Genomic DNA, 12,693 nt, shown 5'->3' with positions numbered 1-12,693 from the left:
TCTTCTTAATTCCCTTTTATTTATGACGGACACAAAAACAGAACAAGGAAAAAGTAATATTATTAGTAGAAATAACCCTTATTTAGCTTCGATTAGAGAAAATATTTTACTGACGAAAGAAGGCTCTGAAAAAGAGACCAGACATATCGTCATCGATATTAAAGGTAGTGGGATAACTTATCAAGTGGGAGATTCTCTTGGAATTTTCCCATCCAATCCTCCTTATATTGTCGAGAAGATTCTCCAGCTTCAGTCTCTTGATCCTGAAGAACCAGTGAACTACCAAAATACCAAGATTACGCTTAGAGAGTTTCTTTCCAAGCAGGTTGTGCTGACTCGGGTTACAAAAAAATTCCTCCAGCTACTGAGCCAAAAGATATCTTCTGCTTCCCAAAGAAAAAGATTAGAAGAAATTTTGGAGCAGGAAAAGGAACTAGAAGCCTATCTCTGGGGAAAAGATTACCTAGACTTCTTTGAAGAATATCCAGAAGTTTCTTTTAGCTCTAATGAACTAGTTGCTTCTTTGGGCCGAATGGTCCCTCGACTCTATTCGATAGCTTCCTCTCCTCTAATGTTTCCAGATGAAGTGCACCTGACTGTTGCTGTTATCCGCTTCAAACTTGCAGGAAGGATGAGATATGGAAATGCTACCGGATTTTTGAGTAGATTTGCAAAAATAGGGATAAAAGAAATTCCTGTGTATAATCAACCGGCAAAGCATTTTCATCTTCCCGAAGATCCTTCAGCTGACATCATTATGATTGGGCCAGGTACAGGTATTGCTCCCTTTCGAGCGTTTCTCCAACACCGAATGATGGCAGGACATCGGGGAAAAAATTGGCTATTCTTTGGAGAGCAACATCAAAGCACTGATTTTCTCTATAAAGAGGAACTTCTCGACTGGTTGAAAAAAGGAGTATTAACAAAGTTAGATACGGCTTTTTCTAGAGATCAATCTTATAAAATTTACGTCCAGCATAGAATGAAGGAATCCGCCGCTGAACTTTGGAACTGGATACAGAATGGAGCCTACCTATATGTTTGCGGTGATGCAAAGCATATGGCAAAAGATGTGCATCAAAGTCTCATTGATATAGCTAGAGATACAGGAGGGATGTCACAGGAAGCCGCACAACATTATGTCAATGTAGTTCTTTCAAAGGAACAAAAAAGGTATCGCAAGGATGTTTATTGAGAGAGTTTTTTCCCACTGACTTTTAGTCAAAATTAACGGGGATACAGAGAATAGGCAGTTTGAATTTCTTGCCACTGGCTTTTTTGGTCTAGAACTAACCGTAAATGCATCCGCATTTGTTCTAAAGCCGCCCCTATATTCTCTACCACATCTAAAGGAAGTAATCCCTCTTTTGTTCTTCTTTTTTCCGCTGCTATGTCAGCAGCCTTTCCATGAATCCATACTCCACTACAAGCAGCATCAAAGGGTTCCAAGCCTTGAGCAATCAGTCCAGCAATAATCCCTAGTAAGCTATCTCCAGATCCGCCCGTAGAAAGTCCAGGATTTCCAGTTGTATTGAAAAATACATCTTTTCCTTCTTGAGCTACTACGGTTCTGACTCCTTTCAAAACTAAAGTTATCTTTTTATCTTTCACAAAATTGCTTGCTACTTGAATTCTTTCTTCAGGAGAAAATTCCATTCTTAGAAGTCGTTTCATTTCTCCTGGATGAGGGGTGAGCACAGCCCATTTTCTAATGAGCTGAAAGAAGTCTGGATTGCGTGCAAGCAAAGTCAAACAATCTGCATCAATGACTAAGGGCAGATCCAATGACATAAGCGTTTTGAAAAATATTTCTGATTTTCTTTCCAAACCAAATCCAGGGCCCATGGCAACAACCGTTGCTTTAGAAACTACCGTCTCAAATAACTTAGGATCATCGTAAGGAAATACCATGGATTCAGAAGGGGCCTTTGCAGCCACAAGCGGATAAACTTCCTGAGGAACTCCCACATTGACCAGTCCTGAGCCTATACGATGCGCCGCCTGCGCTGCCATCACTGGAGCCCCCGTAAAGCCAACAGAACCACCAAGAATAAGCACTCGTCCATAACGGCCTTTATGCGTATTAGAATTTCTAAATGGGAATAATAAGGCTAGCTCCCATCCCACTAAAGATTCCAATCCTGAACTGGGAGGTAGGGTATCAAAAATGGGGACAATTTCCACTCGTCCTGTAAAATCTGAAAGCTCTTCTCTAAAAAGGAAATCTTTACCGTAGCCAATACTTAGTGTTAAATCGGCAATAACGGCTAAAGAACTAGCTGTCGAATGCTCCCACAATCCTGAAGGACAATCAACGGCTATTGTTTGGAAAAAACAACGATTACGCTGTTCATTCAGTTCTTTGACAAGCTGAGCTACTTCACCCTGCAATTCTCCTTTCACACCGATTCCAAGTAGACAATCCAGCACATAATCCGCTTTCGTCCAGGGCACAGGATCTGGATAGGTGTACAAGGATAACTGAGGAAATGCCTGCAATAATTCCTCCAGCTTTTTTTTACATAAGCTTCCTAGTTTTCCTCTCTCTGCAGAGAGATAAACCGATACAGGCCATCCCCTTTTCAATAACTCTCTGGCAATCACAAGCCCATCCCCCCATTATTGCCTTTACCAACCAATACAAGAATCGAACCCATGCGAGGATAATGCTGGAGAAAAAAACACGCAGCCATCCTGCCGGCTCTTTCCATTAGAACTTCAGCGGAAATGCCATTGGCTATCGCTTCCTCTTCAAGTCTCCTAATATTTGGAACATCTGTAATGATCATTTCTAATAGCCGAATGTTAAAAACTCAAATTTTGTGGTTGTTTAAAATCTCACACTTGCTTTATTTTCAGTGCTTCCTCTCCACCAAAGAGTGGATAAGCTTTAGGACAATTACAACTTCAATTTTTTTTCATGGTATACAATTATTCGTGAAAAGTGTTTAAAAAAGGTAAAAATATTATATAAGCTAAGTATACTCAAAGAGACATGGCGGCCGTAGCTCAATTGGCAGAGCACCAGATTGTGGCTCTGGGTGTTGCGGGTTCAAGTCCCGTCGGTCGCCCAAAATAAGCCTGTTCTTTTATTTCTCTTCTTTAACCTTAAGTAAGATTTTTCCAAAATGTCTATTTTCTTCCAAATACTGCAAAGCTTCCTTCAATTGATCCCACAGAAAAATGCGATCGATAATAGGCTTAAGCCGACCTTCTATAAAAAAAGGAAGTATCTTTTTTCGAAACTCTTGGGTTAAAAACATTTTTTCTTCCATTGGCCTTGCTCGAAGGGTCGAGCCAACAAGCGTTAATCTTTTTCGAAGGAGATGAATTAGAGAAATCTCTGTTTTTGATCCTGCCAACAGACCAAGACTAAGAATTCTTCCTTTTTCTGCTGCAATTTGAAGATATTGACTAAAACGTTCACCACCTACTAAATCGAAAATAATATCCATTCCCTTTCCCCCTGTTCTAGTCAAAGACCAATCAATTAGATCTGTTTGCCCTTCCGTAAACACATCAACGGCTCCAACTTTGAGAAGCTTTTCTTTCTTAGCTGGCGATCTAACCATCCCAAAGACTTTAAGGTTTTTTAGATTAGCCAGAGCTAATGCAGAAAGACCAACGCCACTCCCAGCAGCAGAAATCAAAAGAGTTTCGTTCTCCTTAGCCTGTGCCCGATATTCTAACCCATCCCAAGCTGTAAAAAAAGTTTCGGGTATAGCTGCCGCTTCCACAAAAGAAAGTCTTCCATAAATCGGTAATAAGAACCTTTCATGAACAACAACCTCTGTTGAAAAAGCACCGCCAATAAGCAAACCAAACACTGGATCTCCTTCTTTCCAACCTTCTACTCCTTCCCCAATCTGACAAATCCTTCCAGAAAATTCTAATCCTGGAATCTCAAAAGACGTAGGGGGTCCAGGTTGAGGATAGAGCCCATAAAGTTGAAGAAGATCGGCCCTATTGATGCCTGCATAATAAACATCCACTTTTAATTCGGCTCTTCCAGGTTTAAGTGAAGGCAGTTCACGCATCTGCAACGTTCTTTTCCCATTTTCTTTTTCAATAACCCAAGCAATCATTTTATCTGTAGCCCTCCAGTTTGAAATTCAAAGTAGCCACTAAATTAGCTGTTTTCCGTCTTTTTCCCAACTAACCAAGGATAAGATTGGGCCCAGTTTAATGGAATTGGCGAGGGTTTTCTTTCTGGAAGTTTGATACAAGCAAGGATTTGTCGGCATTCAGCAAGTAAACTACCCGTAGGACTTTCCTTTCTTAATTCGAAGTCAATCTGAAATCTCACTCTTTCTATTCGACTAAGCCTTGAAATGATACTGATGATATCCCCAAGTCTGGCAGGGGATTTATAAACAATTTCGGTTTTGACGACTACAGGAACCAAGCCTGTCTTTTCCATCTCTTTCAATGGCCAACCAAGCCGTTCAGCTAGTTCGGAACGGGCGATCTCCACAAAACGCAAATAAGCAATGTTGTGGACAAGTCCGCAGGAGTCAGTGTCAAAAAAAAAGGTCTTGATTTTCGATTCGCATTCAGGCAGCTCAGGTAGTACAGGCATTGGTGGATAGAAATTACAATGTTTTTTACTTCATTTTAGTGCATTTTTCACTCAAAAACTAAAAACAATGATCAGAAAAATTGTCTCAGGCGGGCAAACAGGAGCGGATAGGGCTGCCTTGGATTGGGCGATTGCCAATGGGATACCGCATGGAGGATGGTGTCCCAAAGGGAGATTATCGGAAGCGGGTGTCATTCCTGATAAATACCAGCTTTCGGAAACTCCCACTCCAAGCTATACAGTAAGAACAGCATGGAATGTTTGGGATTCAGATGGTACCTTGATTGTCACATTAAAACCGTCTCTTACTGAAGGATCTTTAGCGACTCAACAATTTGCAGTAAATTTTGGAAAACCTTGGCTCCACATTCACGAAACGACTCCAGAGATAGAAGCCACCCTCAAAAAATTTTTGTCCTACCATTCCATCGAAATACTTAATGTGGCAGGCTCCAGAGAAAGCAAAGAAAAGGGGATCTATGATTTTTGCTACAGAGTGCTTGATCGGGGTATTGATATTGAAAGAAAACCTGAATCTTTTTTTCAGCCTCCCTATTATGGATTGTGTCCACAATCAACTTTTCAACACACAAGCAAAATCGACCTTTTCTCCATTTCTCAAGATATCATTAGGTTAGAGAAAATCCAAGTTGATGCATGGATCGGGGTACCAGAAGAAGAAAGAAGGAATAAACAAAAACTCCTTATTTCTGTTGATCTCTATATAGATCCAGGGGTTACTCGTAAAGCTCATGATACAGATGAATTATCCACCACGCTCGATTACGCTACTGTCAAAGAAATCATAGAAAATATAGCTAGTAGCAAACCTAGAAAACTCATCGAATCCCTTGCCGAAGAGATCGCTACACAATTACTCCTCCATCCTTTGGTTTCAGGGCTGAGAGTAAAAGTCTCAAAGTTTCCCTTTCCTAACGTAGCCGAAGTTTCTTTTATCTTAAAAAGAAAGAAAAATTAACTGAAAATGCTTAAATAAAGCCTTCTTGTCGAAAATCGTGAATGTTTTTTGTAACAGACACACGCACCCAATCAATTAGAAATTTAAGTAAAGACACTTCCCAAAGTTCCTCTTCCCCTTTCAGAAGGAGAGAGAGAGGATCCCCTTCTTTAATCATCTTTTCTTTGAGCTTAGCACACACTTCTTCTGAAGAGCCTTTTACCTCGCTAAAACACACATCATCCTTTTTAAAGAAGAATCCATAACGCAAAAAAGCAATACTACTTTGCGGAGCATTTTGCAATAGCCATTCTGCGTATTCTTGAGCCTCTTTTCCAAAACCTTCCAATGTCAATTTAGCAAACTGTGGAGAAGTAATTATTTTTGGCCTTTCGGCTTCCAATTTTCCTTCCCTAACAAAACAGACATCAACCCTATCCAAATCTTCTGTGACGAGTTGATAATTTATAAGAGTTGTTCCAAAAGTAGAAACAACTCGCCTTGGTGGCAAAATAATCTTCGTATTTTCTAGAGCGTATAGAAAAGCATCTTGAAAATTCATAATTCAACCAATTTTATCTACCAAAACACCACAACCTATAAAGAACATAAGATATTGCTTTGCAAAAGGAAACTCTAGCCATAATTTAAACAAATTTTCCAGGGTTTAAAATACCTTTAGGATCCAACGCCTTTTTAATCTTTTCATGAAGCAATCGGGTCTGTTGACTGACCGCCTTATTCCACCACGGCAATTTAGCAATTCCAATACCATGTTCTCCTGTAATAGAACCATTCCACAATATTACCGAATCAAACAGAACATTCAAGGCCTCTTGAGCCTTCTCACGATTCTCTTTTTTTGACCAATCAACCATCAGATTGACATGGATATTTCCATCTCCTGCATGACCAAAACAAGCGACAATCAATCCATAGTGGCTTTGAAGATATTCCCCTAGGCTTATTAAATCAGCGAGCCGACTCCGCGGAACAGTAACATCTTCGTTGAGTTTAGTGAGTCCACTGGCTTTAAGGGACATTGAGAAGAGACGGCGCGACTGCCATAATTTTTCACACGCATCTTCTCCCACGGCTCTTGTCAGTTCCTTTGGTTGAAATTCCCTTATTATTTTCTCAAAAAACTCGATATCAGAATGGACTGCCCCAATGCTTCCATCGGTTTCCAATAAAATATGGGCATCGAAAGGCGGAATTTCTCCTTTAGTAAATTCTCTTGCGCATTGAAGGGTAAACCTATCAGCAATTTCCAGAGCAGCGGGAAGAACACCAGAAGATAAAATTTTATTCACACACAAAATAGCCTGATCCATCCGTTCAAAATAAGCGGATAGACAGGCTTTCAGTGGAGGAAAAGAAAGCAGCTTAAGAGTAATTTCAGTGACTAGCCCCAGCATCCCTTCGGAACCAACAAAGAGGCTTGTTAAATCAAAGCCGGTTTTATTCTTAATCGTCCTCCCCCCCACTTTGGCTACCGATCCATCGGAAAGCACAACCTCAAGGCCTAAGATGTAATTTCGGGTCACTCCATATTTAAGACAGCGAGGCCCACCTGCGTTCGTCGCGACATTTCCGCCAATAGTACATTCCATCACACTGGCAGGATCAGGGGGATAAAAAAGACCCATCGCTTTTACTTTTTCCTGTAGTACTCCCGTGATAACCCCAGGCTCAACCACAGCTACTCCATCTATTGGATGTATTTCTTTGATCCGGTTCATTTTTTCAAAAGAAACAACCACTCCCCCTTTTACTGGAACAGCTCCTCCTACATAGCCTCTCCCTCCACCTCTAGCAGTCACATAAATACCTCGAGAGAAAGCAAATTGCATCAAGGCCACAACATCTTCTTTTGATTCAGGGAAAAAAACGCCATCTGGTGCTCTCGATACAAGCCAAGCATCTGTAGCATACTTGCTTAGTTGTTCCTCACTGGTTGAAAACTTCTCTGGGAAAAGCCGATGTAGTTCCTCAGTCCATAATTCCATTAAAAACTCCTCTTTTCTTTAATTTTCTAAACTAACTACCACCTACTCTCCTCATTCGGTCTGTTGCATTGGCCACTCTCCTTTAAAAAAGATAGGAGGTCATAAGAAGCTAACCGTTGTTTTTTTCCTTTGATTGCGTTGAGGGGGTTTTTTCCTTCTGCTTCCTATTTCTGCTTCCTATATATCATCTCCTTTTATAACAATATATATACTAACAATAACAGAGGAGGGCTAAAGTTTTCTCCTCTCTGCATATGCTGTGAGTGCGCCATAATGTTCTTTGAGTGGTATAGCATCTATTTTTCAATTCCTCTAGGTTTAAAAATCGTGGCTTTCTTGAAATTTTTCTGTAAATAAAAAAACTATGTCGCTATGACCATGTTTTCCTTAATAATGAAAAAAACAATAGCATAGGACTTGAAGTGGGCTCGCCCATTCCCGATGTTTGGGCATTGGATCCCGTAGGCAATCCAGTCTCCGTAAGAGAGCTTTGTTCGAAAGGATTGGTTTTGCTATATTTTTTCCCAAAAGCTAACACTCCTGGTTGCACTGTCCAAGCCTGTAATCTCCGGGATCATTTAGCTGAGCTACAGAAAGCTAATGTTCAGGTTATTGGAATAAGCAGAGACAAGCCCACTGTACAAAAAAAATTCATTCAAAACAATCGGCTCAATTTTATGCTGCTTTGTGACCCAAGCGGAGAGGTTTGTAAGGAATTTGCTATCCCCCTTTTCTTTGGAATGCCCAAACGCCTTTCATTTTTGATTAAAGATGGCAAAGTGTTATGGCGTGATTGTCACCCCAATATTTGGAATACAGCTGCAGAAGTTCTAGAAGCCCTTGAAGCAAGCAATTTCTGGCCAAAAGATTGAAAATCTTGTCTTTTAACTTCAAAAAACTACTATCCACTCCAAATCCCTTAGCCCTATGGCTATTCTTTCGTGCTCTTTCCTTTATCTATTTCATTGCCTTTTTTTCCCTTTCTTTTCAAATTCTTGGATTAATAGGAGAAGGAGGGATTCTCCCTGCTTCTCCATTCCTGCATTATGTTCAAGATCAAATAGGCTGGCGAAGATTTTTTTTAGTTCCTACCCTGTTCTGGATCATACCTCCAACCGATCCCATGCTTTATGCTGGAACTTTTCTTGGAATGTTCTTAGCTATTCTTCTTTTTTCAATATAGCTCCAGCTCTTGTATCTTTATTTCTTTGGTCTCTTTATCTCTCTTATGTATCAGTGGGACAGACCTTTTTTAATTTCCAATGGGATGGTCTCCTTTTAGAATGTGGGCTACTTTCCATTTTATCATCGCCATGGAAACTTCATCCTGGCTTTATGGAATTAACTTTTCCACCCGCTTGGGCAACTTTTATCTTCCGTTGGCTGCTCTTCCGACTGATGCTTCTTTCTGGGATCGTTAAATTGGAAAGCCATGATCCAACATGGCGAGCTTTGACTGCTTTAAAATATCATTATGAAACAGAACCATTGCCTACCCCCTAGCTTGGTACTTTTATCACTTTCCCATGTGGTTTCATGAAACTACAACCTTTATTGTCCTATTCATCGAACTGGTGGTTCCCTTCGCTATTTTTTTGGGCCGACTAGGCAGAACAGTGAGTTTCATTCTTTTTTCTCTCTTGCAATTACTTATTATTCTCACTGGTAATCATGCTTTTTTTAACTGGATTACTTTAGCCTTAGGACTTGTCTTGTTAGATGATAGTTTTTTAAAAAAGATTCTCCCTTTCTTCCCCAAATCCCCTCCAATGCCTTGTCCAAAACTTCAGAAGAAATTCTCATTTTTTCTTATTCTTCCTGTTTTTTTGATCAGTGTTCTGCTTTTTTTAGAATCCTTTTCTTTTGCCTATCCACAATGGACTGTAAAACTTCTCAACTCCCTTTCAGCTATACGATCGATAAACAATTATGGAGCCTTTGCCATCATGACAACAAGAAGGCCGGAAATAATTATAGAAGGGAGCTCCGACGGCATCGAATGGAAAGAATTCCCATTTTGTTGGAAACCTGACGACCCTCATAAAGCTCCTGCATTTATCTCTCCATTCCATCCAAGATTAGACTGGCAAATGTGGTTTGCCGCTTTAAGTACACCAAAAGAAAATCCTTGGTTTGCCTCACTTCTCTCTTGCTTGCTTCACGGCAAGAAAGAGGTCATCAAACTTTTCAAAGCCAATCCCTTCCCTACTTCTCCTCCGAAATATGTCCGAGCCCTTATCTATGTCTATGAATATAGCTCTTGGTCAGAAAAAAAGAGAAAGGACTCTGGTGGAACAGAACTCTTTATGGGTTGTATTTTCCTCCTGCTTCTTTAATGGTTAACCCGCAAAACCAAGAAGCCAGGGATACCCCTCCTGCTGCGAAATGGCAAGTAAGCATTTTTGAGCATCAATAAAAAATGCTCCTAAAAAGTTGCAGCAGCATTCCTTGCCTCAATCATTGCCTTGTCCAAAAGCACTTCTCTCTTTTCAAAAAGAGTTCCATCAATAATTATTTGATGAACATCTGTAATTCCAATAAATCCCAGGATTAATTTCATATAAGGAAGCTGAAAATCATATTTTTGAAATTCAGTTCCTTCTGGATAACTCCCCCTCTAGAACATATCAAGCATGCCTTTTTCCCAACTACCAATCCTTTGTAGCCCTCTTGTGGAGTATAAGAAAAAGTATAAGTGGGCTGCACAAGAATATCTATATAATGCTTAAGTCTGTAGGGAATAGCAAAATTCCACATAGGAAAAGAAAACACATATTTGTCGAAGCTAATAAAGTGGGCAATAATTGCTTCGACTTCACTCCATGCCTTTTTTTGTTCAGGGGTATGCTCTAAGCCATGAAAAATGGCATACTTGCTTTGAAGAATATAGCCATCAAAAGAAGGAAGGGATTTGGACCAAAGATCCAACGTTGTTATGGAGTCTGTTGAGTGATTTGCCTTGTAAGCCTCAAGAAATACTTTTGCCGTCGCTATAGAAAAAGATCTATCTTTTCGAGGTGAAGCCTCAATATAAAGGATCTTAGCCATTTTGCATCTTTCCTTTCTACTTTTTGTTATCGAGTGGTATTAGGTATTGTTTTATTTCTATTTGGTGAAGGCCGAGAAAGGTTTTTGGAAGATCGTTTTAGGTTCTTTACTGAAGTGTTTTTTTCAGGGGTAGGCAAAAATACGCGAACATAAGGCTTGTGAGGAGTGTAATATAGATTGGTTGCCACCACACAATAGGAATACCCATAAGGATCTGTAGGACCATAGGGGAAAGTGGGATATTTCGCATCGAAATGCTTACCCATCAAAGGCAAGGCAATAAGTTTATCGACTAAACAGAGTGGAAGGAGTAGTCCAGCGACGAAGAGAAGAAAGAGTTTTTTCATAAAAACTTAAAATTTATATCTTAAGCCTCCAAGCACCAAATTGGCTTCGAATTGATCAAAATGTGTATTGATCGAAGTACCAGAACCGAACACAGTAGGATTCCCAGCGTAGGAAAAGTTTGACCCTCCTATCCAAACGAACCGATATTCCACAATAAAACTCAACCTATCAGTAATCCATCTTTCAACCCCAGCAATACCCTGGACTGCCGCGGCCCCTGATGAAGTGTCTATGCCTCTTCCAAAAAGATTTTTCCCTGCAAAACTCCCTCTGGATCCTATCCCTGCAATAGAGGACTCCCACATATAAGCTCCCCCAATGCCTACTCCAAAATTGATAATGAGAATCGGCGTATAGACTTTGAGAATGCCATCGATAAAAAATAGTCCAGAGTTAAAATTGTCTTTGAAGGCAATATTGCCAGCCACTGTGTTCAACTGGGAAGCCGCAGCAGTCACACCCATATAATAGCCGTCAAACTGAACAGATGGGCTCCAATAGAAACTACCACTCGTTCCCATAGCTTCCTTAGGAAATTCATAACCGACCTCAATCCCTCCAACCCCATTGACTATTCCTCCACGTGGATTAAAGGTAGCCAGGCCAACAGGAGAGGGATACAATGAATATCCATAATTTCCTGGCGCAGAAAAAGCTCCACCTCCAAAAACTCCAGCATATAAGCCAGTCTTCAAAGAAAAAGGGGCTTGTTGTTGAATGGCCTTTTGATCTTTCAGATTTTTTTCCAAATTATTTTTCTCTTTCGGGAGGGTATTTTCGCTGATTGGATCAGTTGCAGCAATGGAACTATCCCCCTCGATAGATTGATTATTAGGATAGTTTGTAGGGCCAGCGGTCAAATCTGGTTTTTCTTCCGTATATTCATCTCCGCTTTCCGCTTTCAGAGGCGAAGCCCAAATTACTAATCCCACTAGCAGAATCCACAAGTTAGTTTGAAGGCATAAAGCCTTCCAGCGTAAGTGTGTCATTGGCATCCAACGTTAAACAATTAATGGCTCTGAATTTTTTGCTAGCATCATTGAATAGAAGCTGTCAATGGTTTTCTAAAATTATTTGTCCTTTTCTCTATACTCCTCCTAAACTAGAAAGAATCGAAAAACCACCAAAAGAAATACATAAAAAAAAACCGGCAAACATTATTTTGCCGGTTTCTAGAATACCAAACAAACTTTTTAACTCACCTTCACTTCAACAGTCTTGGGCTGTGCTTTCTCACCTTTGGGCATATGGAGATAAAGCACCCCATCTTTGAACTCCGCAGATATTTTGTCTTCTTCAACACCCTCAGGCAACTCGAAACTCCTACTAAAAGCTCCATAAGCCCTTTCTACTCTAATGTATCTTTTCTTTTTATCCTTTTCTTCTCTTTCTATCTTTCTTTCTCCCGATACAGTTAAAATATTGTTTTGAATCGATACCTTAACTTCTTCTTTTTTGACCCCTGGCAGGTCCATTTTTACCAAGAACTCCTTATCATCTTCCGTAATATCTGTATAAGGACGCCATTCGCTCAATTCAAACGGTTCGATTTCTTCTGAAGATAGTAATTCAAGAGGTCGTTCAAAAAGAGAGGCCATCTTCCGTCTCATTTCTTCTAATTCTTTAAACGGATCCCAAATCGAAGGTTGAAACAAACTTCTTTTGGTGAGTAGATCAGCCATAGCACCTCCTTTTTTAAATTTATTTTTAATTTGGAGAACGATCCTATATAATCATTATTGATTTTTAAT

Annotated in this window: 15 protein-coding genes, 1 tRNA gene and 2 pseudogenes; 7 read left to right on the top strand and 11 right to left on the bottom strand. The window is 40.1% G+C overall.

Annotated elements, in window-relative coordinates:
• The first annotated feature begins 22 nt into the window (after nt 1-22).
• Nucleotides 23-1,195, top strand: a complete 1,173-nt coding sequence (locus kam1_RS02385) for a diflavin oxidoreductase (RefSeq protein WP_039721268.1) — start codon at nt 23-25, stop codon at nt 1,193-1,195.
• A 32-nt stretch (nt 1,196-1,227) separates the two neighbouring features.
• Here the strand turns inward: kam1_RS02385 and kam1_RS10435 are convergent, their stop codons facing one another.
• Both kam1_RS10435 and kam1_RS10430 read right to left on the bottom strand, forming a co-directional pair.
• Entirely contained in the window at nt 1,228-2,127 is a 900-nt protein-coding gene (locus tag kam1_RS10435; protein ID WP_244946184.1) for an NAD(P)H-hydrate dehydratase, read from the bottom strand.
• Between the two features lie 159 nt (nt 2,128-2,286).
• Nucleotides 2,287-2,693: pseudogene (locus tag kam1_RS10430) on the bottom strand (NAD(P)H-hydrate epimerase); the annotation flags it as partial.
• A gap of 305 nt (nt 2,694-2,998) precedes the next feature.
• Here kam1_RS10430 and kam1_RS02375 point away from each other — a divergent pair.
• Nucleotides 2,999-3,071 (top strand) — tRNA-His (locus kam1_RS02375).
• An 18-nt stretch (nt 3,072-3,089) separates the two neighbouring features.
• On the opposite strand, the gene kam1_RS02370 is transcribed toward kam1_RS02375, so the two are convergent.
• Both kam1_RS02370 and kam1_RS02365 read right to left on the bottom strand, forming a co-directional pair.
• Complete coding sequence (locus tag kam1_RS02370) at nt 3,090-4,085, bottom strand: NAD(P)H-quinone oxidoreductase (protein WP_039721270.1); 996 nt, start codon at nt 4,083-4,085, stop codon at nt 3,090-3,092.
• Nucleotides 4,086-4,129: 44 nt separating this feature from the next.
• A complete protein-coding gene (locus tag kam1_RS02365) occupies nt 4,130-4,579 on the bottom strand; it encodes an acyl-CoA thioesterase (RefSeq protein WP_039721271.1) in 450 nt (149 codons plus the stop codon).
• A gap of 67 nt (nt 4,580-4,646) precedes the next feature.
• On the opposite strand from kam1_RS02365, the gene kam1_RS02360 reads away from it, so the two are divergent.
• Nucleotides 4,647-5,558 (top strand): YpsA SLOG family protein, encoded by a 912-nt coding sequence (locus kam1_RS02360; RefSeq protein WP_039721272.1) that lies wholly within the window; start codon nt 4,647-4,649, stop codon nt 5,556-5,558.
• 10 nt (nt 5,559-5,568) lie between these two features.
• On the opposite strand, the gene kam1_RS02355 is transcribed toward kam1_RS02360, so the two are convergent.
• Nucleotides 5,569-6,099, bottom strand: a complete 531-nt coding sequence (locus kam1_RS02355) for a hypothetical protein (protein WP_039721273.1) — start codon at nt 6,097-6,099, stop codon at nt 5,569-5,571.
• Between the two features lie 85 nt (nt 6,100-6,184).
• On the bottom strand, nt 6,185-7,546 hold the full coding sequence (locus kam1_RS02350) for an FAD-binding oxidoreductase (protein WP_039721274.1): 1,362 nt from the start codon (nt 7,544-7,546) through the stop codon (nt 6,185-6,187).
• A 422-nt stretch (nt 7,547-7,968) separates the two neighbouring features.
• On the opposite strand from kam1_RS02350, the gene kam1_RS02345 reads away from it, so the two are divergent.
• The 4 genes and pseudogenes from kam1_RS02345 (at nt 7,969) to kam1_RS10415 (ending at nt 9,882) form a co-directional block, all read left to right on the top strand.
• Nucleotides 7,969-8,418, top strand: coding sequence for a peroxiredoxin (locus kam1_RS02345; protein WP_244946132.1), 450 nt, complete (start codon nt 7,969-7,971; stop codon nt 8,416-8,418).
• Nucleotides 8,415-8,729, top strand: coding sequence for a hypothetical protein (locus kam1_RS10425; RefSeq protein WP_244946131.1), 315 nt, complete (start codon nt 8,415-8,417; stop codon nt 8,727-8,729). The genes kam1_RS02345 and kam1_RS10425 overlap by 4 nt, the downstream gene beginning before the upstream one ends.
• Before the next feature lie 53 nt (nt 8,730-8,782).
• Nucleotides 8,783-9,222: pseudogene (locus kam1_RS11210) on the top strand (lipase maturation factor family protein); the annotation flags it as partial.
• A 93-nt stretch (nt 9,223-9,315) separates the two neighbouring features.
• A complete protein-coding gene (locus tag kam1_RS10415) occupies nt 9,316-9,882 on the top strand; it encodes a lipase maturation factor family protein (protein WP_391524875.1) in 567 nt (188 codons plus the stop codon).
• An 89-nt stretch (nt 9,883-9,971) separates the two neighbouring features.
• On the opposite strand, the gene kam1_RS10980 is transcribed toward kam1_RS10415, so the two are convergent.
• From kam1_RS10980 to kam1_RS02315, 5 genes are all read right to left on the bottom strand, one after another.
• A complete protein-coding gene (locus kam1_RS10980; RefSeq protein WP_143958213.1) occupies nt 9,972-10,106 on the bottom strand; it encodes a hypothetical protein in 135 nt (44 codons plus the stop codon).
• Nucleotides 10,103-10,594: an FMN-dependent NADH-azoreductase gene (locus tag kam1_RS02330; protein ID WP_143958212.1), complete on the bottom strand. Its 492-nt coding sequence runs from the start codon at nt 10,592-10,594 to the stop codon at nt 10,103-10,105. Before kam1_RS02330 ends, kam1_RS10980 begins: the two co-directional genes overlap by 4 nt.
• A gap of 26 nt (nt 10,595-10,620) precedes the next feature.
• Nucleotides 10,621-10,941, bottom strand: a complete 321-nt coding sequence (locus tag kam1_RS02325) for a hypothetical protein (RefSeq protein WP_039721277.1) — start codon at nt 10,939-10,941, stop codon at nt 10,621-10,623.
• 6 nt (nt 10,942-10,947) lie between these two features.
• Complete coding sequence (locus kam1_RS02320) at nt 10,948-11,931, bottom strand: outer membrane protein (RefSeq protein ID WP_235277110.1); 984 nt, start codon at nt 11,929-11,931, stop codon at nt 10,948-10,950.
• Nucleotides 11,932-12,135: 204 nt separating this feature from the next.
• The gene (locus tag kam1_RS02315; protein WP_039721279.1) at nt 12,136-12,624 is read right to left on the bottom strand and encodes an Hsp20/alpha crystallin family protein; all 489 of its coding nucleotides are present in this window, start codon (nt 12,622-12,624) and stop codon (nt 12,136-12,138) included.
• Nucleotides 12,625-12,693: the final 69 nt, after the last annotated feature.

This window comes from Methylacidiphilum kamchatkense Kam1, assembly GCF_007475525.1.
GTDB classification, from domain to species: Bacteria; Verrucomicrobiota; Verrucomicrobiia; order Methylacidiphilales; family Methylacidiphilaceae; genus Methylacidiphilum; species Methylacidiphilum kamchatkense.
Note: the sequence above shows the minus strand (reverse complement) of the source record. Positions and strands in the feature narration are given on the sequence as shown.